Annotated in this window: 19 protein-coding genes and 1 tRNA gene; 11 read left to right on the top strand and 9 right to left on the bottom strand. The window is 60.6% G+C overall.

Translation table 11 applies throughout. The features are described from left to right. The first annotated feature begins 19 nt into the window (after window positions 1–19). Both H3V09_RS04795 and H3V09_RS04790 read left to right on the top strand, forming a co-directional pair. On the top strand, window positions 20–673 hold the full coding sequence (locus H3V09_RS04795; RefSeq protein WP_198191402.1) for a hypothetical protein: 654 nt from the start codon (window positions 20–22) through the stop codon (window positions 671–673). Window positions 674–740: 67 nt separating this feature from the next. Next, window positions 741–830 carry a 30S ribosomal protein bS22 gene (locus H3V09_RS04790; protein ID WP_004268639.1) on the top strand — a complete coding sequence of 30 codons (90 nt, stop codon included), beginning with the start codon at window positions 741–743 and terminating at the stop codon, window positions 828–830. 138 nt (window positions 831–968) lie between these two features. On the opposite strand, the gene rpiA is transcribed toward H3V09_RS04790, so the two are convergent. The 4 genes from rpiA to H3V09_RS04770 all read right to left on the bottom strand — a co-directional run bounded on the left by rpiA (window position 969) and on the right by H3V09_RS04770 (window position 5,722). Further along, entirely contained in the window at window positions 969–1,667 is a 699-nt protein-coding gene (gene rpiA / locus H3V09_RS04785) for a ribose-5-phosphate isomerase RpiA (protein ID WP_198191403.1), read from the bottom strand. Between the two features lie 106 nt (window positions 1,668–1,773). Further along, window positions 1,774–2,808 carry a ribonuclease H family protein gene (locus tag H3V09_RS04780; protein ID WP_198191404.1) on the bottom strand — a complete coding sequence of 345 codons (1,035 nt, stop codon included), beginning with the start codon at window positions 2,806–2,808 and terminating at the stop codon, window positions 1,774–1,776. An 83-nt stretch (window positions 2,809–2,891) separates the two neighbouring features. Then, the gene (pgm, locus tag H3V09_RS04775; RefSeq protein WP_198191405.1) at window positions 2,892–4,565 is read right to left on the bottom strand and encodes a phosphoglucomutase (alpha-D-glucose-1,6-bisphosphate-dependent); all 1,674 of its coding nucleotides are present in this window, start codon (window positions 4,563–4,565) and stop codon (window positions 2,892–2,894) included. 62 nt (window positions 4,566–4,627) lie between these two features. After that, window positions 4,628–5,722, bottom strand: a complete 1,095-nt coding sequence (locus H3V09_RS04770) for a diacylglycerol/lipid kinase family protein (RefSeq protein ID WP_198191406.1) — start codon at window positions 5,720–5,722, stop codon at window positions 4,628–4,630. 220 nt (window positions 5,723–5,942) lie between these two features. Here H3V09_RS04770 and H3V09_RS04765 point away from each other — a divergent pair, with 220 nt between their 5' ends. From H3V09_RS04765 to H3V09_RS04735, 7 genes are all read left to right on the top strand, one after another. Continuing rightward, window positions 5,943–6,620 (top strand): serine dehydratase beta chain, encoded by a 678-nt coding sequence (locus tag H3V09_RS04765; RefSeq protein ID WP_198191407.1) that lies wholly within the window; start codon window positions 5,943–5,945, stop codon window positions 6,618–6,620. 12 nt (window positions 6,621–6,632) lie between these two features. Further along, a complete protein-coding gene (gene sdaAA / locus H3V09_RS04760) occupies window positions 6,633–7,508 on the top strand; it encodes an L-serine ammonia-lyase, iron-sulfur-dependent, subunit alpha (protein ID WP_198191408.1) in 876 nt (291 codons plus the stop codon). Between the two features lie 170 nt (window positions 7,509–7,678). Continuing rightward, a complete protein-coding gene (serS, locus tag H3V09_RS04755; RefSeq protein WP_198191409.1) occupies window positions 7,679–8,965 on the top strand; it encodes a serine--tRNA ligase in 1,287 nt (428 codons plus the stop codon). Between the two features lie 93 nt (window positions 8,966–9,058). Next, a tRNA-Ser gene (locus H3V09_RS04750) sits at window positions 9,059–9,143 on the top strand. Window positions 9,144–9,333: 190 nt separating this feature from the next. Further along, window positions 9,334–9,831, top strand: a complete 498-nt coding sequence (locus H3V09_RS04745) for a hypothetical protein (RefSeq protein ID WP_121913581.1) — start codon at window positions 9,334–9,336, stop codon at window positions 9,829–9,831. A gap of 10 nt (window positions 9,832–9,841) precedes the next feature. Further along, complete coding sequence (locus tag H3V09_RS04740; RefSeq protein WP_198191410.1) at window positions 9,842–10,441, top strand: YbaK/EbsC family protein; 600 nt, start codon at window positions 9,842–9,844, stop codon at window positions 10,439–10,441. Between the two features lie 130 nt (window positions 10,442–10,571). Further along, window positions 10,572–12,131, top strand: a complete 1,560-nt coding sequence (locus H3V09_RS04735; protein WP_232339495.1) for a ClC family H(+)/Cl(-) exchange transporter — start codon at window positions 10,572–10,574, stop codon at window positions 12,129–12,131. A gap of 10 nt (window positions 12,132–12,141) precedes the next feature. Here H3V09_RS04735 and H3V09_RS04730 read toward each other — a convergent pair whose 3' ends face one another. After that, a complete protein-coding gene (locus H3V09_RS04730) occupies window positions 12,142–12,753 on the bottom strand; it encodes a Type 1 glutamine amidotransferase-like domain-containing protein (RefSeq protein ID WP_046323275.1) in 612 nt (203 codons plus the stop codon). Window positions 12,754–12,925: 172 nt separating this feature from the next. Between H3V09_RS04730 and H3V09_RS04725 the strand changes: the two genes are divergently transcribed. Continuing rightward, window positions 12,926–13,645, top strand: coding sequence for a hypothetical protein (locus H3V09_RS04725; RefSeq protein WP_198191412.1), 720 nt, complete (start codon window positions 12,926–12,928; stop codon window positions 13,643–13,645). A gap of 8 nt (window positions 13,646–13,653) precedes the next feature. On the opposite strand, the gene H3V09_RS04720 is transcribed toward H3V09_RS04725, so the two are convergent. Continuing rightward, on the bottom strand, window positions 13,654–14,355 hold the full coding sequence (locus tag H3V09_RS04720; RefSeq protein ID WP_046323273.1) for a LuxR C-terminal-related transcriptional regulator: 702 nt from the start codon (window positions 14,353–14,355) through the stop codon (window positions 13,654–13,656). A gap of 98 nt (window positions 14,356–14,453) precedes the next feature. Beyond that, window positions 14,454–15,740: an ATP-binding protein gene (locus H3V09_RS04715; RefSeq protein ID WP_052733421.1), complete on the bottom strand. Its 1,287-nt coding sequence runs from the start codon at window positions 15,738–15,740 to the stop codon at window positions 14,454–14,456. A gap of 140 nt (window positions 15,741–15,880) precedes the next feature. Between H3V09_RS04715 and H3V09_RS04710 the strand changes: the two genes are divergently transcribed. After that, window positions 15,881–17,785, top strand: coding sequence for a PspC domain-containing protein (locus H3V09_RS04710; protein ID WP_198191413.1), 1,905 nt, complete (start codon window positions 15,881–15,883; stop codon window positions 17,783–17,785). 355 nt (window positions 17,786–18,140) lie between these two features. Here the strand turns inward: H3V09_RS04710 and H3V09_RS04705 are convergent, their stop codons facing one another. Then, a complete protein-coding gene (locus H3V09_RS04705; protein WP_198191414.1) occupies window positions 18,141–19,697 on the bottom strand; it encodes an alpha/beta hydrolase family protein in 1,557 nt (518 codons plus the stop codon). 44 nt (window positions 19,698–19,741) lie between these two features. Next, window positions 19,742–20,398 (bottom strand): DUF4125 family protein, encoded by a 657-nt coding sequence (locus H3V09_RS04700; protein ID WP_198191415.1) that lies wholly within the window; start codon window positions 20,396–20,398, stop codon window positions 19,742–19,744. Window positions 20,399–20,410 lie beyond the last annotated feature (12 nt).

Below are 20,410 nucleotides of genomic sequence, written 5' to 3'. Positions count from 1 at the left end.
CGCATGAGAGAATGGAGGTATGGCTGAGAATCCTTCTGCACCCGTGTCCTCTTCCTCTGACTCCTCCGCGCATGCCAAGCAGCGCCGTCGACGGATCGGTCTGGTCATCGCCCTGGCAGCAGTGGTGGTCCTCGTGCTCTTATCGGCCTTCGTCTGGCCTCACTGGGCGGTGCGCAGCCAAGAGCCAGTCGCCCAGGCCTCGGCTTCCTCCTCCTCACAGCCCTCGCAGGCCAGCAGCCCCAAGGCCACGGCGGTGCCCCTGCCCGACTCGGCTTCAGAGCTGCTCAAGGCAATGCCTGATACGGTGGGCGAGTTCGCCCGCGTCAAAGCGGATTCCGACAGCGAGTGGAGCACCCGTACACCTATTGAGGAGTACAACCTGGTCTACTCATCCGGCAAATCGGGCGGGGACGTGACCCTCCACCTGGCTCAGTGGTCCAGGAGCGAAGATGCCAAGGCGCTCTATGACAGCCAGTCCACGGGCATGTCCGGCAAGGAGCTGGCCTCGGGCAATGTTCGCAGCGGCGGCACGGTCACCGGATCCTACCTGGAGAAGGCGGATGGCGACGACGAGCACAAAGCCCTGGTCATCTGGCAGAATGATACGGTGGTCTTCCGCGCCCAGGGCCAGCGGACTGCGCTGGAGGCTTTTTACAAGGCCTTTCCACTTTAGTCGTCCCGCAAGCGGTGTACGATAAGCAAGTTGGACACTTCCAGGTAACTAAGGATCGGAGGCTCGGATGGGTTCTGTCATCAAGAAGCGCCGCAAGCGGATGAGCAAGAAGAAGCACCGCAAACTGCTGCGCAAGACTCGTCACCAGCGCAAGTAGCTTTATGACTTATGGCCCATCAGGGTCAACGAAGCCCCCCGCATCGAATGGACGCGGGGGGCTTCGTGTATATCATCGCCGGTCATCGTGGCCAGCCGGATGCCTCCAACCAGTAGGGGAGGGGATGATTGCTGACGCTCACTTGTTGGCGTTGGTCATGACCCGGGGCCCGTTCGGGTCGCCCACGATGACTGTGTCAACCATGTTGAGGAAGAGGCCGTGTTCCACGACACCCACGGTGGTGATCAGGTCCTGGGCCAGATCCTGCGGGTGCTCGATCCGATCCAGATGCAGATCGATGATGTGGTTGTGTTCGTCCGTCAGAACCGGCTGTCCCTGGCCGTCCAACCGCAGTACTGGGTTGTAGCCGCGCTCCTTGAAACGATCCAGGACGTGGCGCTCGCCGAAGGGGATAACCTCCACAGGCAGCGGGAAGCGGCCAATGGTGTCGACCACCTTTGACTCGTCCACAATCCAGACGATCCTTCTGGAGTTGACGGCTACAATCTTCTCCCAGAGCAGGGCTGCGCCGCCGCCCTTGATGCCGTTGAAGTCCTTGTCGACCTCGTCGGCCCCGTCGATGGTGACATCGATGTGATCAACCTGGTCGATGTCGACGATGCGGATTCCGTAGCCTTCAGCCTGCTCCTTGGTCCGCCGGGAGGTGGTCACGCCGGTGAACTCCAAACCCTCTTCCTTCACGCGCCGTCCCAGTTCATCCACAAAGAACCGGACCGTGGATCCGGTGCCCAGTCCGGCGGTCATGCCGTTCTCGACCAGCTTGGCCGCCTCGACGCCGGCGGCCTTCTTCAGTCTGTCTTGCTCGGTCTTGTCCATACACGCTCCTTCATGCCCGCATGCGCTCAACTGCTGATGTCTGCGGGTCTTGTTGATTCAGGTTCATTCCAGTCTAGACGATGGCCCCTGACGGTCCATGAGCCGTTCAATCCTCCACTTCAATGGCGTGCAGGCGGAAAGGCGACTCCTGAATGGTCAGGTAGCCGTCAGGATCGATGTCTGCGTCTATATCGATGCTCCCGACGATATGCAGATCCTGTCCTGTGAACATGCTGCTGCCGGATGGGGGCGGCGTGATGCGGATGCGACCGCTGGCTCTCAGTCCCCGGGCGCCGGAGCTCTTGGTCTCTTGGTCAGCCGTGTCGGTATCTGAGGTGTCCTTGAAAGCAGGTGCGAGTTCGTCTTCCTGACCATCGGCTATGTCGGGGTCGGGTGTGCCATTGATGGCCTCATCGCCTGGATCCGTTACTGTGGTTTGGCTTTCTTCGATATCCTGCGTCTTTGGCGACTGGGGGGAAGTTGCTTCCACAGATTCGGCTTCGACAGCGGTTTCGGCCAGGTCTTTCTGCTCCTCCTGGTCCAGGACGACCTTCTTGCGGCCCAGTTTGTCCAGAACTTGGGGTCCTCCGTCCAGTTCAGCCTTGACTGCGGACGGCACTTGCGTGCCCTTGGCATAGGGAGAGGCCAGCAGCGAACGCCAGCCCTCAATGGGCAGACAGCCTTCCCGTTCGCCCTTGCCTGCAGCTGTGGCGTAGCCGCGGGCCAGAGTGTCCACTTTCTCGTTGAAGGTGTCGCCGGCGTGGCCCTTGACCCAGACAAACCTGACCGATCCCGACCGTGCTTGGATCTCCTGGTCGATGGCTTCGATCAGGGGGCGGTTCTTCACCGGCTTGCCCTGGGAGTTCTTCCAGCCCTTTTTCTTCCATCCGGGCACCCAGGTGGTGGAGCAGTTGATGGCGTATTGGGAGTCGGTTTCGATGACTAGCGGGCGCTCGCCTGGGTGGGCGCGCAACGCCTGCAGCACGGCACATAGCTCGCCAATCTGATTGGTGCCGTTGCTGGCGCCGCCTGCATCTGCGTCGCCGCCCTCGTGATCGGCCCAGGCCCAGCCCATGGGGCCATTGGGGTTGCTCAGTGCGCTGCCGTCGGTCGAGACGACCAGGTTCTTGTCATTGGTCATGGCTCCAGCCTAGACAGACAGATAGAAAGCACCCGTGCCCGCGATGAGTACTGCGGGCAGGTGCATGCGGTCTTGTCTGGAACTCAGCTCAGGGCCTTGGCGACCACCTGGTCGGCATCGTCCAGAACCTGGTCCAGGGCCTCAGGCGAAACGAAGGATTCCGCATAGACCTTGTAGATGTTCTCGGTGCCGGAGGGGCGGGCAGCGAACCAGTTGTTCCGGGTAGTCACCTTGATGCCCCCGATTTTGGCCCCATTGCCCGGAGCCTCGGTCAGCTTGGCAGTGATGGGTTCGCCGGCCAGTGTGGAAGCCGTCACATCGTCGCCGTTCAGCTGGGCGAACTTCTGCTTCTGCTCCAATGTGGTCGGGGTGTCCACCCGCTTGTACCAGCTTTGGCCGAAGCGCTCAACTTGCTCCTGGTGGAGCTGGGCCGGATTCTTGCCGGTCTTGGCTGTGATTTCAGCAGCCAGGAGGTCGGGGATCAGCCCATCCTTGTCGGTTGTCCAGACACGGCCGTCCCTACGAAGGAAGCTCATTCCGGAGCTCTCCTCGCCGCCGAAGGCCACCTCGCCCTTGAAGAGGGGGTCGACAAACCACTTGAAGCCCACAGGTACCTCGATCAGCCTGGCACCGATGGATGCGGCCACGCGGTCGATCAGGGAGGAGGAGACCAGGGTCTTGCCGATGCCGGCACCATGGGGCCATCCGGGACGGTTGCCCGAGAAGAGGTATTCCACACAGACGGCGATGTAGTGGTTGGGATTCATGACCCCGGTTCCTGGACAGACGATGCCATGCCGGTCGGCGTCCGGATCGGTGCCCCCCACCAGGTCGTAGGAGTCCCAGGCTCCGGCGTTGAGGCGATCCACCAGCCCCTTCATGGCATAGGGGGAGCTGGGATCCATGCGGATCTTCCCATCGTGATCGATGGTCATGAACCGCCAGGTCGGATCCACCTCCGGGTTGACGACACCAATGTTCAGGCCGTACTTTTCATTGATCAGCGGCCAGTAGTTGATTGAGGCGCCGCCCAGCGGGTCGATGCCCAGACGGACTCCGGAAGATCTGATCAGATCGAAGTCGATGACATTGCCCAGGTCGGTCACGTAATGCTCCCGGTAGTCGAAGCGCTCCACCAGGTCGGATTTGATGGCATCCTCAAAAGGAATCCGCTTGACCTGCCTGTAGTCGCCCAGGAGATTGTTGGCCCGTTGGGCGATGGCGTTGGTGGTTTCGGCCGGAGCCGGACCGCCTGTGGGCGGGTCATACTTGAATCCGCCATCGGTGGGCGGGTTGTGGGAGGGAGTGACCACGATGCCGTCGGCCAGATCCTCGCCGGAGAAGCGCTGGGTGCCGTCAGCCGCCCGGTTGTGTGTCAGGATGGCCTGGGAGACGGTGGGTGTGGGAGTGTAGTCATCATTGGCATCGATGCGCACCCGTACCCCGTTTGCGGTCAGGACCTCGATGGCCGTCTTCCAGGCGGGAAGGGAGAGAGCGTGGGTGTCACGGCCCAGATAGAGCGGTCCAGTGATCCCGTCCTTGGTGCGCTGTTCGGCTATGGCCTGGCTGATAGCCACGATGTGGGCCTCGTTGAAGGAGATGGTCAGGGCGGAGCCGCGATGCCCGGAGGTGCCGAAGGACACCCGCTGGGAGGGAATTGAAGGGTCGGGGATGAGATCGTAGTACCTGCCGATCAGATCGTCGACGTTGATCAGATCTTCTGGGCTGGCAGGCTTGCCCGCATTCTGTGCTGTCATGGCTCCCATCATGCCACCCCGGCATGAGAAAGCGGACAGATGGGCAACAGGCTCTTTCGGTCTCAGTCGGACTGCGGCACCCGCACGTCCAGGGCCTGACGCTCCACACTGAGTGCGATGTGGCAGGTCTCACCCAGAATGTCTCCGTCCACCTGAGCCAGGGCCGGCTTCTCCAGGCGGATCTCCGCCTTGGTCCCCTGCAGCTGGACGATGGTGGAGTTGGTTGACAGGGGGCTCTGGCTGGTCTTGCGGGTGATGGTCTGATGCATCACGTCCCCGAAGAGGTTGGCCCAGCCGATCAAGCCGGCGGAGGTGTCGATGATCTCGAAGTCCAGGATGCCGTCATCGTAGGAGGCATCGGGCATCAGGGAGAATCCTGGAATCTCCCCGCAGTTGCCGGCCATGAAGGTGCGGAAGGTCACCGATGTGTTGGTCTGCGTGACCTGGTCGGGCCGGGTGATGGAGATGTCGGCCGTGTACTTGGGTGCGAACAGATGCTTGGCGCCACTGATGAAGTAGGCCAGCCAGCTGACCGTCTTCTTCAGATTAGGGTCGGTGTCGTCAATCATCAGAGCATCGAAGCCGATGCCAGCGATGATCAGGAAAGCGTGACCACGACCTTGCTCCTTACTGTCTGCGTCAAGGAGGGTCATGCGGCCCACATCCACCTGGGTGGACCCGTGCGAGGTGGCCACGGCCAGGGCGGCGTCCAGATCGCCTACTGGAATGCCCATGTTCCGTGCGAACAGGTTTCCGGTCCCGATTGGGATGATGCCCATGACATGATCGCTGGAAGCCATGGCGCTGGCTACGGTGCGTACAGTCCCGTCCCCGCCCACGGCAACGACTACGTTGGCCCCACGCTCCAGTGCCATGCGGGCGCAGGCCCTGCCGTCCCGATCCAGCTGGGTTTCGATGAAGCTGAATTCGCGGATGCCCTTGTCTCGGCAGTATTGCTGGATGCGTTCGCGGGCGGCAGCAGCCTGGGGTTTGGAGGGGTTGATGACGAAGGCGTAGCTGAGCTGGTCGTCGTCCCGGGCCAGTATCTGCATGGCGAACTTATGCCGTCTTTGGGCGCGGACGATCAGCACCACCGCAGTGGCGACAATGGCCGCCGCTGCCAGGATGGCGAGGATGACGACCGCTGGAATTGGCATGACTCCATTTTGCGCGCCCTGCCGACTCGAATCTTCTGGGTGTGTCCGACGTGAACGAACCCTCTACAGCAATCACGCTCACAGTATGAGCTGATTGAGTAGTGAAAACTGTAAAGTTAAGATGGCACTCGGTCCATGTGGTCCCTTCGGTCTGGAGTTGCAACGGCTTCGTGCGCTGGAAGTCCGGGAAAGCCCGGGGGTATGGGAAGAGGAGGCAGGCATGGATAAATACAAGAGCGTGTTCGACATCATAGGTCCCATCATGATTGGACCCTCCAGCTCGCACACAGCCGGGGCTGTGGCCATTGGTCGGGTTGGCCACATCCTTGCCGGGGGTGTTCCGAGCCGTGCTGATGTTCATTATTATGATTCTTTCGCTCGCACGCACAGCGGCCACGGTACCGACTACGCCATCATCAGCGGCCTGCTGGGTTTTGCGCCGGATGACCCCCGGGTGCCTGATGCCGTTGGCATCGCACGCAGGCAGGGCATGGATCTGACCTTCCACGAGGAGGACGAACCAAGCCCCATCGACCACCCGAATACCGCTGTCCTGGACTTGCGGGGGCCAGCCGGTCGGGTGATATACGCGGCTTGTTCCATCGGGGGCGGGACCATTGAAGTACGGCGTATCAACTTGGACGGCTGCCAGATCACTCCTCCAGGGCTTCTGCCCATCCTGCTGGTGGAAGTGGATGAATCCGAAAAGGGCGCAGGTCGGCGATTGGAGCGCATACGCGATCTGCTTCGAGAAGAGGGTGTGACCAAGCAGACCAGGTATGAGCCCGAGGGTCCGGCCGGCATGGCGGTGTACGAGTTCGATTTGGACAATCCGCTGTCCACGCAGCAACAGAAGCAGATCGCGGGTCACTCGTCCCGGATGATGTATATCGACTAGGAGGCATGGCGCATGTTCACTTCGATTGCTGAACTCGTGAGTATGGCCGAAGAGCGTGGATCGTCGATATCTGAAGTGGCCATCGACGAGGAGGTGCGACGTTCGCACCAGACCCGTGAGCAGATCTGGGCAAGAATGGCCAGGAATCTGCAGGTCATGCAGGCTGCTGTTGCCAGGGGGTCCCAGGGCGATGGCGTGTTTTCCAAGACTGGGCTGAGTGGTGGCCAGGCGGCTCTGCTGGAGCATTATCGGAAGACGCGAACCAGCCTGAGCGGTGACGCCATGCTGCAGGCCGTTGAGGCCGCCATGGCTACCAACGAAGTCAACGCGGCCATGGGCATCATTTGTGCGACTCCTACCGCCGGCTCTTCGGGCACTCTGCCCGGCGTGCTCACAGTGCTCAAGAATCGAATGGGGCTGGATGACGATGGGTTGATTCGCTGCCTGTTCACGGCAGGGGCTTTCGGTCTGGTTACCGCCAACAAGGCGATGATCTCTGGAGCTACAGGCGGTTGTCAGGCCGAAGTGGGCAGCGCATCCGGCATGGCTGCCGCTGCAGCGGTTGAGGGTGCTGGAGGCGATCCTGATGCCTGCGCCCAGGCCTTCGCCATGGCCATGAGCAATCTGCTGGGCCTTGTCTGCGATCCCGTGGCCGGCCTGGTGGAGGTGCCTTGCGTAAACCGCAACGCCATCGGCACTGCCAACGCTTTGATTGCTGCTGATATTGCCTTATCGGGTGGCGTCAGCAGAATCCCGCCCGATGAGGTCATCGCAGCCATGAAGTCCATCGGCGAGAGCATGCCATCGTCACTTAGGGAGACCGGCATTGGCGGGCTTGCGGGTACTCCCACCGGCAAACGGTTCCGCAAGACCGTATTCGGCAAGTGATGCGGGGCAGATGTATATAAAAGACGGATGGTTCCCGTCCGCCTTCCTGCCTCGGCTGCTCTTCCTGGCTGGTCGGCGGCGGTCGGGCCGGTTGCGACAGAGGCCATAAGGCTTGGGAAGAGTTGTGCGGGGCCGGTTTTCGTGTCCCCCGAAAGTCATAGAATTCAGATATGTTAGATATCAGGTTCATTCAGGAACATCCGGATGTTGTCCGTGAATCACAGCGCAAACGCGGCGAATCGGTTGAACTCGTCGACGAAGTGCTGAAGGCGGACAGCGAGCGCAGGGCTGCACTCCAGGATTACGAAAGCCGCAGGGCCGAGCAGAAGTCGCTCGGCAAGCGCATGGGTTCGGCCTCTCCTGATGAGAAAGCCGACCTTCTGGCCCAGACCAAGAGCCTGTCGGACAAGGTGAACGCCTGCAAGGCAGCCTCTGACGAGGCCAACGCCAGGTACACCGATCTGATGTGGAAGTTCAGCAACGTAGTGGAGCCTGAGGCGCCCGAGGGCGGCGAGGATGATTACGTGGTGGTCAAGAAGGTCGGTACTCCGCGCGACTTCGCCAAGGAGGGTTTCGAGCCCAAGAACCACCTGGACCTGGGCGTTGGCGTGGCTGGTATCGACATGCGCAGGGGCGTCAAGGTCTCCGGATCCAGATTCTACTTCCTGCGCGGTGATGTGGCCCGGCTGGAGATTGCCATGCTGACCATGGCTGTGGACCAGGCCATGGAGCATGGATTCATTCCTACGATCACCCCCACTTTGGTCCGGCCCGAGGTCATGGCCGGCACCGGCTTCCTGAACGCCCATGCCGACGAGATCTATCGTCTGCGTGAGCCTGACGACCAGTATCTAGTGGGCACCTCCGAGGTCTCCCTGGCTGGCATGCACGAGGACGAGATTCTGGATTTGAGCAAGGGTCCGCTGCGCTACTGCGGTTGGTCCAGCTGCTACCGGCGAGAGGCTGGTTCCGCCGGCAAAGATACCATGGGCATCATCCGTGTCCACCAGTTTGACAAGGTGGAGATGTTCGTCTACTGCAAGCAGGAGGACTCCCGTGACCAGCACCAGCAGCTGTTGGCCATGGAGCAGGAGATGCTGGCCAAGGTGGACGTGCCCTACCGGATCATCGACACCGCCGCAGGAGATTTGGGATCCTCGGCTGCGCGCAAGTTCGATTGCGAGGCCTGGGTGCCCACCCAGGGTCGCTACCGTGAGCTGACGTCAACATCCAACTGCACCGAGTACCAGGCCCGTCGCCTCAACGAGCGCGAGCGGCTGGAGGACGGATCCACACGTCCTGTCAGCACTTTGAACGGGACCTTGGCCACTACCCGCTGGCTGGTCGCCATCCTGGAGAACCACCAGAACGCCGATGGCTCCATTGTCATCCCCGAGGCCATGCGCTCTTACGTGGGTGGGAAAGAAGTCATCGAGCCCAAGACCTGGGAGGCCTGAGTCGCCTCTGTCGTGAGCGACCGACATTCCGCTGCTGGTTAGACCAACCCTGATGTCGTATGATGAGTGACGTGCCTGATTGGCACGTCTTTTGGACAGGTGTCTGAGCGGCCGAAAGAGACGGTCTTGAAAACCGTTGTGGCGCAAGCCACCGCGGGTTCGAATCCCGCCCTGTCCGCCTGGCTGATGCCCCGGAGCTATCTCCGGGGCATTCTTGTATTCGCTGAGTTCTATGTTCCCAGTACTGAGGTCAGCGGTTGAGACAGCGGTTTGGGCTGGAACTTGGTGTCTACAATGATGGATGGTAGCCATGCTTAATCACGTGAGCCGACCCTTGGGCGCCGACTCTGCAAGGGAAAGGTCGGGTCGTGGATCAATTCATCGCCATTGTCTCTCTGATCGGGGATTGGCTGCTTTTCACATTCCCGCTCTTCCAGGGGCTGATGGAGCTGCAGGAATATCAGGAGCTTCTGGACGACTTTGATCAGCTCAGCAAGAATTGGGATGAGGTCTCGCCCTGGTGGTGGCTGGTGCCCATCGTCAAGATTCAACTGGAGCGCAAACGCGGGCACGAAATTCTCCGTCAGGCTACCAGGACCAGATCAGAACGTCGACGGGCGCTAAGCTTCCTTGATCAGGCAACGGCCTGGTACTTCGTGTCGGTCGCAGGCTGGCTGAAGATGGTTTCCTCCTCTTATGAATTGCTTGAAACATACGAAGCCAAAGAGAACATATGGCTGTTGGTTCTTCTGATCGTTCTACTGACCTCCGGTGGTCTCTTCAACGCCTACTATCGCATAGACAGGAAGCGTATAGGCCAGAAGGAGAAGGAGCTGAAGCCCGACTCTGAGGTGGACAACGACTGACGAGGTGTCCATGGGACCAGGCAATGACAGCACTGATCCTGCAGCCAGAGCAGGGCTTGACGCCTCGGCCGGTATGGATAAGGGGTCATTAGGCTCGGGGGACAGGATGGTTCCCCAGCCGGTGCGAGAGCTTCTGGATGGTTTGAGAACAAATTGGCGTGTCGTTCAACACCCGCCCTTGGATACCATCGACCAAGGCATGGAGCTGGACATTGCTGACCTGCTGGGGCTCTCTGTGGAAAACCTCTCCAAGTTCCTGCTGCTGGAGGATGCTGGAGGTCTGCTGATACTCCTGGTGGCCAGGGGCATAAGGCGACCGGATTTGCGCCAGGTGCGAGCAGTGGTCGGTTGCCGGAGGCTGCACATGGCCTCAGCTGCCACCCTGAGCGAGTGCCTGGGTACGGTGCCAGGTAGGGTCTCGCTGCTGGATCTGGTGGGTCATCGTGGCCAGGTGAACACCGTTGTCTTGGACGGTAATCTGACGGCAACTGACGAACAGACAGCACTGCCGTTAGGCTCTGACGACGTGTCTGTCTGCTTGCCCGGCTCTTGCCTCCCGGATCTTGCTCGGAAGCTGGCATCCCAGGTGTTCATACTGCCAGAAAGTTGAAGCTGTCGGCTCAGTCATTGCTCCTGGTCTCTGCCCTGGGAGAAGCTGGAAACCGTTGTGCGCGAAGGAGGGAAGGAGCAGGCCGGTGAGGCTGAATTTGTCTTGGAGGAAAGGGCCGTCGGCGGATGAGATGGATCAGGACAATCGTTCCGACCCGGTCCAGGCGACCAGGCCGGGTCGAGCCAGCCGGTGGCTGGTAGCGTTCAGGGCCGCCTGTTGCGGACTGCTGGTGGGAGTACTGGTGGTGCTCTACCGGCAAGGCATCGGCTATGGCACCCGGTTCGCTCGATGGGCCTACGGGCAGATGCGTGATCAGCCTCTGATGATCCTTCCTTGGTTGCTGGCCGCCCTGCTGGTCGGGCTGGCCCTGGCCTGGATGGTCGGCCGGGTTCCCATGGCCTCTGGCTCCGGCATTCCACAGGTGGAGGGAGTGGTCATCCACGGCATGCGCATGCCTGCTCTGCCCGTGCTTGGCGTACGATTCCTGGGCGGTTTGGCCTGCGGCATGTTCGGCCTGTCTCTGGGGCGCGAGGGACCCTCGGTGCAGATCGGCGCGGCCGGTTCCCAACTGGTTTCCCGTGGGTTGCGCCGAGACCGTGTGGAGGAGACCTGCCTGGTGACCTCCGGTGCGGCGGCCGGTCTGTCTGCAGCATTCAATGCGCCGCTTTCGGGGATGGTCTTCGCTCTGGAGGAGATCCACAGGTCTTTTTCTCCCATGATTCTTCTTTCGGCGGCCATGGCCTGCCTGAGTGCTGATTTCATCGCCAAGAACCGCTTCGGCCTGCGTCCGGTCCTGGACTTCACTGCTATGCCACAGCTGACCATCGGCCAGTATCTGCTGATGATCCCCCTTGGGCTGGTGGCAGGTCTGGTGGGAGCTGCCATGAACCGCCTGCTTCTGGGTGCTCAGAGTCTTTACAGTCACCTGCCCTCAAAGCTGGGACCGGTGGTCTCCCTCTTCCTGGCTCTGCCGGTCGGATTGCTGCTGCCTGCCGTCCTGGGTGGCGGCGAGGACCTGATCGGCAAGGCGGAGGGTATTCGCGAGCTGGCCTGGTCGGTGGCCATCAACCTGTTGATTCTGCTTCTGGTCAAGATGCTCTTCACGGCCAGTTCCTTCGGCAGCGGCGCCCCCGGCGGCATCTTTATGCCCATCCTGGCAGTCGGCACGCTGACTGGGTCCCTGTGCGGTATGGGTGCAGCCGCCCTCGGAATGCCCGTCCGGATCATTCCGGTATGCGCGGTCTGCGCCATGGCAGGCACTCTGACGGCCTCGGTCAAGGCTCCCATAACATCCATCCTGCTGACGGTGGAGATGTCTGGATCCCTGGTTCATATGCTTCCCGTGGCTCTATGCGCCTTCACGGCCCTGATGGTGTCCGATTTGCTGCGAGTCGAGCCCATTTACGAGGCTCTGCTGGAGCGTTATCGACGCGGACATGCTCCCGATGCCCAGGTTCCTGACAGGGTCACTGTGGAGTTTCCCATAGAACATGGCAGTCCAGCGGCTGGTCGTCTGCTGGGACAGGTCCCCTGGCCGCACGGATGCGCCGTAATCGGTCTTCGCCGGGGCGAGCATAGGCTAATTCCCGCTGGTGATCTCCGGCTGCTTGCTGGGGATGGTGTCATCCTGCTCTGTCCGGGTGATCGTCTAGATCAGGCCCGCCAGGTCATGGAAGGTCTCTGTCGCTGACTGGCATTCTCTAAAGAATGGTCAGGCATTGCCCGCGAACCGCCACGGCCTGGGAGTTGCTGATGGCCACCATGGGCTCATCGTCGCCGTAGCGGTCCAGAATTTTTCTGGTCACCTCGGCGAAGGGCTTGGAATCAAGATGGGGCAGGAGGCGGAAGTCCACCAGGCCCAGCCCTGCGGTGGAGTCCAGATCCGGGGCGGCTGAGCGCGGATCCATGGCATCCAGGAAGCCGATGTCGGGACCGGTCACCACAGCACCGGCCGATTCGCCGATATAAGGTTTGCCCTGACCCACCTGCTGCCTGATCAGATCAGCAGCACCTGAGCGACGCAGCTCCTGCAGCAGGAAGAAGGTGTTGCCGCCGGACAGATAGATCAGGTCGTCCTTCTCCAGACTGCGACGCATGGTCTCCGGATCGGCGGTCGAGACTTCCAAGTCGTCGATTCGACAGCCCATGTCGGTGAAAGCCTGGCGAGCTTCCTGGACATAACTATCTGAACGTTGTGGAAGGTTGGCCGTGGGGATGAAGGCCACCGTATGATTTTCGGGCGAGCCTTCGAGGAAAGCGGGCAGCCTGTCAGCGGTAGCGGAGAATGAGGATGTGAGCAGCAGCCGACGCATAACGGCTCCTTTCGTGCCCGGCGGGACTTCCGCCCTGGGCAGGTCGCAAAACGTAAGATTCGACCATTGCTGGCTTCAATATATCCATTCGGTGGCCTTCACCTAGTGATTGACCACGTGCCTTCTGGATTCTGCCGCATGTTCTGTAGGTCCAGATGTTTATTCTGGGGGCATGGCAAGGCAGCATCGGGAGTTCCAGCAGGGATTAAGCCAAGGCGTATCGGGCGACCTGCCAGGTGAGGATATATTCAACGATGACCGCCCCGACCCAGCGGCCCCAGGTGGCAGCATCCTCTTCGCTCTGCCTGGGACCCTGGTGGACTGGGACCCGCGCCGAGCCTTGGTCGGGCATTATCCTGACGGGGTGGTCGATATGGTTCTGGACCCGGAGGACCCTTGGGGCTTCGCTTGTGTCAGGAGGCAGATCAATCTGGGCGTGGACCCACAGCAGGCATTGGCCGATTATGAAACCACTCACGGACCTGCGGTCGCTTGGGTGGTTCGCGTCTGTCTGGAAAACTACACCTTGGCGGTTAAGGGCCTGCTCCCTGGAGCATCGGATCTGCTGGGGTATCTGCGGCGAGCTGGCCTGACCCTTTGGGGCCTGGCGGCAACGACCAGTCAGCTGACCGAAGCGGTGTCAGATGCCCTCTCGCCCCTCTCTGCTCTGAAAGGTGTTCTGATTTCATCCGAGGAGCATCTGGATCTTTCCGATCCGCTCTTCTATCGTCTGGCTCTGCGTCGTTTCGCCATCAGCCCCGGGCATACGATTTTCGTCGATGTGGATCCTGAGCATGTGGCTATGGCAGACAGACTGGGTATGGAGGGGATTGTTGCCCGTGATATCAGTAGTCTGCGTCAGCTCCTTCGCCAGCGGGGCATTGACTGCTGAGCGGACGTTCAGACGATGCGGCGGTCTGCGGCCCAGCGGGTCAGTTCGGTTCGGTTGGAAAGCTGAAGCTTGCGCAGGACGTTGGAGACGTGGGTCTCAACCGTCTTGATGGAGATGAAAAGCTCGGAGGCTACCTCGCGGTAAGTGTAACCCCGGGCGATCAGGCGCATGACCTCCTGCTCGCGCGCGGAGAGTCGATCCAGTTCGTCATCTTCCACCCGACCGGCATCTGCGGCCTCGTCCTCCTGGAAGGCGGAGAGCACGAATCCCGCCAGCTTGGGGGAGAAGACTGCATACCCCTCGTGAACTTGACGGATTGAGGAGACCAGGTCTTTGGCGGAGATGGTCTTGGTCACGTAGCCACGTGCTCCGGCACGGATGACTGAACCCACGTCCCTGGGCGAGTCGGATACGGAAAGAGCCAGAAAGACCGACCGTGGGGAGAGTGGATGGGAACGGCTCAGAATTTCGGCGCCTCCGCCGCCCTGGCCGCCAGGCACGTGAACATCCAGCAGAACCACATCGGGACGGGTCTGCTCGACCATGAGAATGGAGGACTCCACGTCTGCCGCCTGGCCCACGACGTGGAAATGCGGCTGCAGGGTGGTGATGACGCCGGTACGGAACATCTCATGGTCGTCGACGACGGCTACGCGGATGCTTGCGGGCCCATCCTCGGCTTGATGGGGCTCTGCTGCAGTCGTGGTCATGGGCGTGGTTCAGCCCGCCTTTCCCGACGCGGGTCCTCAAGCGTGGAAAGGATCGGACCGGCATGCGTCTGTGAATGAATGGTTCACCACGTATCCTATCATTGCTGTGCCTCAGTCCCTTTTTCAGCCTGATCAACCTCGCCCTCCTGATGCTGGCTGGCCTCGGACAGCGGCATGTGCATTCTGACCTCGGTGCCCCAGCCTGGGCGGGAGACGATTTCGACCCTGCCGCCACGCCGACGAATCCGACCTATGATGGACTCTCGGATTCCCAGACGGTCAGCTGGAATCGCATCCATATCAAAGCCAGAACCGTGGTCGCGCACGTAGACTTCAACCTGATTCCTGCGGGCCTCGCAATATACGGATATGGGTTCGCCACCGTGGGTGACCGCATTGACCAGGGCCTGCTGGGCCGCGTTGAGCAGGGCGTCGGTCTGCGCGCAGGGCATGGCATCGCCCACGGTGACCACCTCGATTGGCTTGCCTGAATCATCCTCCACCTGTGCGGCTATCTGGCTCAGCCCAGTGCTGACGGACCGGTCTGAGGGAGTGCGTTCCTGATAGAGCCAGTTGCGCAGATCGCGCTCCTGGGATCGGGCCAGGGTGAAGACGGTATGCGGGTCATCGGCATGCAGCTGAATCAGAGCCAGGGTCTGCAGGACGCCATCGTGCAGATGGGCTGCCATATCGGCCCGTTCCTCCTCGCGTTCCTTCATGGCGCGTTCATCGCCCAGCTGGCTAATGATTGAGCCTACCCAGGGCACAACCACTGCTGTCACGCCCACAAGCAGCAGTCCGGCCAGGACTATCAGGGTCAAGGCCCAATGCAATTCCTGTGTGGAGAGCAGGAAGATTATCGCAGCAGACAGGATCAGGGCCAGGCTGCCGATCAGGGCCGGCAGGTGGTAGCCGGTTCCTTGGTTTTCCGGCCTCAGCCAGGCCAGAACCAGCCCGGCGCAAAAAAGCAGGCAGGGGACGACAAAGGCGGGGCGCATACCGCTGTTGAGCAGAAAAACCGTGGTCAGCAGGAGGATGATGCCTAGGCCTGCCAGCAGTCTGGTTATCCGCCCGGGGGTGATGTTGTGGTCCTCCTTCTGACCCGATTGTCCAGTAAGAATGCTGGGTGCCAGCGGAGCCGATCGCGGGTCATTCGGTTGGACCGCCTGGGTGGGATCGCCCTGGGGCAGTATCAACCAAAGGAAGCAGTAGACCACGCAGGTGATCATTTTGGGAGCCAGGAGCACCATGACCAGGCGTATCCAGAAGACGGGAATACCCAGGTGCAAACTGATGCCCTTGCAGACTCCGCACAGGATCCTGCCCTTGTGCGGCCTCATCAGGGGCATGCGCGCAGGGTGCAGAGGAGGTGGTTCCTTCAGCATTCGCTGTTCCTGCATGGGTGCGTTCATGCTTCCATTATCGTTTTCGGATGGTGCCGATAAGGCTATAAACGGAAGAAATCAGGGTCGAATCAGGGTGTTCCCCCATAAGATTTGCGCTCGCTGGGTGTTGTAATGAAGACATGAGTAGCGACATGAACGGCAATGGCCCTGATAACGGCTGGCGGTGGAAGTCCGACAAGTTCTTCCGCGCCTGCAGGGAGTCCTATCTGATCCGCGACCAGGGATGGATCGGCGGCGTCTGCGTAGCCTTGGCCCGTCGGCTGGGCTGGAGCGTAACCCTGGTCAGAGCGCTGATGATTTTGGCGGTCTTTCTCTTCGGCACTGGTGCCGCCTTCTATGGTTTTGCCTGGTTCGTCTTGCCGGATCGGCGTGGGGTCATTATCGCCCAGGAGCTGATTCACGGGATTTGGCATGCTTCCATGGTGGGTATCATCATTTACTGGCTGTTGGCCATCCTGATTCCTGGAGTCGGAATTGTTTCCTTGGCTTTGGGTGCATTGATTTTGTATCTCCTTATCCGGTGGAGTCGCAATAAGGCCCTGGAGTACCAGAGAGGGTACTGGGCTGGGCCGGATGCCGGCAGGCCGGTTTCGGGCGATCCTTGGGTGATGGGACCGCAGTATTCGGAACGGCCGAGTGGTGCAGGTTCGCAGTGGTATTCGAATCAGCCTGAGTATCCGAGCTTTTCAGGGTATGAGGGATACCAGGATTACACAGGGACGCGAAGCAATGCACAGACAGCAAGTGATGCGAGTTCGGAAGGATACAAGGATCAGCCAGAGCATTCCGATTCGTATGGAACTTCAGAGCAACAAGGGGAGGTAGCCTCTCCTGGACCCATCTCTGAGACAGAGGATTCGGCAAACGCCGGCAGCGATTCGAATAATACGCAAGATGGGGGCAATCCCAGCGCTGGTGCAGCTCCCGGAGGTTGGACAGGGGCAGAAGGCCCTGCAGAACCTGCTGGGAACAAGAATCAGTCGTATGGATTCAGTGCCTGGCCAGGCTATGGCACAGCCGGGTCATTTCCGACAGGGCCGGGAATGGCCCGTAAGGCTCCGTCGGTTCCGCCCCGGCTGCGGCGTCGTCCCGCCGGACCTGTGCTGGTCAGTCTTCTGTCAGGACTGATCCTGGTCTCCGGAGCAGGTGTCTGGTGGATGGCCACGAACCCCTATCGCGGATTGAATGCGACCTTGGCCTACGCTCTAATCTGGGCTGGAGGCGTCACGCTGACACTTGGCGTGGTCATACTGATCCTGGGCTTGATGGGCCGCAGGTCAGGAGGATTGACTCCCATTGCCTTGATGGCCTGCCTGGTTGTCCTGATTCTGGCTACCGGTTCGGCCATACCAGGCATTGAGCAAACCCAGAACCGCAGGATCTTGGCCGACTACGCCACAGTTCAAGTTAACGGCAACAACTATGGGCGCTCGTTGGGGGCGAGCAGTGCGGACATGAGGCGTTATCGCCGCGGCACCGCGCTGGTCGGAGACCCGCAGGATCAGGGAAGTGCCGTCATTGACCTGACTGGTTATGAGCGGGAACACGGCACCCATCGTGTTCAGATTATGGATGATGCGGTGAGTACAGTCTCAGGCTGCCCGACGGGCACCGTGCGCCTGGCTGTAGCCTATGCCGACGTTCGCTTGCTCATTCCTAAGGGGTGCAGTTTGTCCTACAGGGAGCACGCCGACCTCTACAGGGTCTTGGGATCAGGCGCGGCTGACTGGATAACCGAGACGGAACAGGGAAACCGGATGTGGTGGGGCAATACGTCGTCATCAGCTGAACGACGCAATTGGGAGGAAGCCCTGCGAGCGTCCAAGGAGGATCAGTGGCATATGCCCGACGATCCCGAATTGATCGTCGAAGCCAATCTCATGGACGGTGCACGGGTCACCGTGCAAGCCCAGGGGAGTGCTACCCAGCCGAAGCGGGCGCAGCTCTACAGCGGCTCGATCAATGAATATTGGGATTATAGCTACAATCCATGGCAGTTTGGGGAGGATCAGGAAGATGACTGATATGCAGCAACCAGAAGGGGGCCAGCCCCAGCCGCTGGATCGTCAGGAGCGCACCACCAAGGTCATGCCGGTTGAATCGCAGGCACCTCCGATATATCAGGTTCGGATGCAGCCGCCGGAGCCGGTCCGTCCTAGCGGCCCCAGCCTGCCGACCATCATTTTTGGCGCCCTGGTTGGACTTTTGGCTCTGACCATGTTGGCTTTAGGATTGGTCTTTCTGCGTTACGGTACGGATCTGACCATAGTCATACCCTGGCAGCGGATTATTCCATTGATTTTTGCCGGCCTGGGCGTGGTGCTGATTGGCGCGTCTGTATTAGCCTGGCTGGCATCAGCAAGGCGCACCCGATCTGTCTTAAAAGACCAGGATATTCCAGAAGATCAGGCTGCCAAGGATGGCCAGAGACCCCAGCAGGGTCAGGGTCAGGGTCAACCAGTGGCCAGCCCCGACAACAGCTGGCTTGCCGTCAGATCGGCTGAAGACAGAGGTCAGGGTGCTCGCCAAGAGCAGGATGAGTACCAGACACATGACGGACAACAGGGGCCAGCATGATGCCATCATCGATGACAGATGCATAAGGCCAAGCGCCTGGCGGACCACGGTAAAGGCATAGGCCAGCAGGGCAGCCATAAGTCCTGCGGCTAGCAGGCCTAGCGACCAGAGCCGTCCGGTCAGGCCTTTGCTGAAACCTGACTGTCGGTGGTCTTTGCCTCGAGCCCGCAGATGTGAGCTCAAGGCTCCAATCAAGGCAGATAGAAGGGCGACAGCCAGCAGAATGGGACCACTGGCCATCAGGGTCAACAGGGCGGTCAGCGAAGGTATCAACCCTGTATTCGTGTGCTTGGGCACTTGATTGAGCTGATGGGGCTGGCTGCCGGCAATCATAGGCGTTGACCATTGATCGGCTTTGGTGCCCATAGCCACGGCGTTGATCCAGTCTTCCAGATTATGGGTATATCTGGGTTCAAGGGGCAACCCGGCCTTGGCCAGCCGGCTGCCGGTGCGGATCTGATGGTTGGTAGGGTAGTAGCGCAGGGTCACGTTGTCGTTGCCGATCGCATGTGTTCTGCGGATGATCTCGCGCGCACCCTGCTCTACTGGCATGGAAACATCCATGGTGCCGAAGTTGATCATGACCGGCATCCGCAGCTGATCCAGATAGGGCAGAGAGGGGAAGTCGGCGTACTCCAGGCCCAGCAGGGACAAGTCCATGCCCATGAGACGCGGTATAACGTTGCGAATCCCCTTAGGCGCGCCAATCAAGTCCAAATAGCTGGTGGCCGCCATGGCCATCTGCCGTCGTCCCGGGTAGACGGGAGGCGAAGTCAGGATGGAGAAGGCGATGCTGGGGTCCTTGGCGGTCATGATGGACGATATCCAAGTGCCCTCGGACTCGGCGTACAGGCCCACCTTGGTTGGATCCACGCCCGGCCAGGAGCGCAGACGGTCAAGGGAACGCCCATAGTCGGCGGCCATGGCCTGGTAGTCGCGGTGGAAGGTGGTGTAGGTGTCCAAACGCTTGTCGGGCACCAGTGTGGTGATGCCGGCTGAGGCCATGGCTGAAGCCAGGTCGCCAAATACTTCGGAGGATTTGCCTGTTCCGGCGCCATGAATGAACAGGCAGGCCGGTCCGGTGCCCTTAAGGTCGCTCGGTTCTCTGACAATGGCCTGGATACGAACTCCACCAGCCAAAGTGATGCTGATTCTCTGCTCCTTGACTGGGTGGGTGCCCTCAGGTGTCGTGGGGCCCAAACTCGAAGCGACTGCAGTGGAGCGGGTCGAGACCCGCAGATGGTCGCGGTAGGGTTCCACCCGCCAGTCCGGCGTCATGGCTTGGCCCAAAAGGAGCATGACCAGCAGGATGACCACAAAGGAGGCGGCGGTAAAGCCCGCCCGTTTCAGCTTTTGCACCCGTCAACTCTACCCGACCGCGCGACTGGTTGGTCAGATGGACTTCATGATTGTGATTCAGGTGGTCGGTTCTGGGCCTGTTCGGCTTCGTCGAGGGTTTCAAAGCCGTTCATCTGCACTGTGGCCAGGATGGTTTCCTCGGTCAGGTTGCCGCCCCGGGCCTCGATCCGGTCCACCATGGATTGGTAGAGATCCAGCGTCCGGGCCGAATAGGTGCCCAGTTCGCCGCGCAGGTAGGTTTCGAAGGAGGTGGCCTCCGGAGTGTCTTCACTGGTGCGCAGGACGCGCATCTCCTGACCTAGACGGGGGTAGCGCTCGCGGAAGTCCTTGGCCCAGGCCACCTGCCGGTCGATGATATGCTCCTGTTGCTCCTGACGATCCAGGCCCAGCCTGGGCAGGTAGGGGGCAATGCTGCTGTGGTACTGGTCCGGGGCGGTGGATTCCATCATCCGCCCATACTTTTCGGTCAGCAGGTTGCGTCCCTGTGCGTCAGCCTGATCCAGATCGTCTGCATAACTGGCCAGCAGGGGATGAGGCCAGGTCAGAAACTGGCTCAGGCGCATCTGATGGAACATGGGCCAGTTGCCCTGACAGTTGGCCGGGCCACCCTCGTTGTTGACCTGCTGGAACTGTTCCCATTCGTGGCGGACGATCCCCTCACGCAAGGACTCATCATCCTGACATTGCTTGTCGTTTGCCATCCTTGGCTCCTT

Source organism: Bifidobacterium sp. M0399 (genome assembly GCF_016100595.1).
In the GTDB taxonomy this organism is placed as follows: Bacteria; Actinomycetota; Actinomycetes; order Actinomycetales; family Bifidobacteriaceae; genus Bombiscardovia; species Bombiscardovia polysaccharolytica.
The sequence above is the reverse complement of the archived record's forward strand: the minus strand, read 5'-3'. Positions and strand labels throughout refer to the sequence as shown.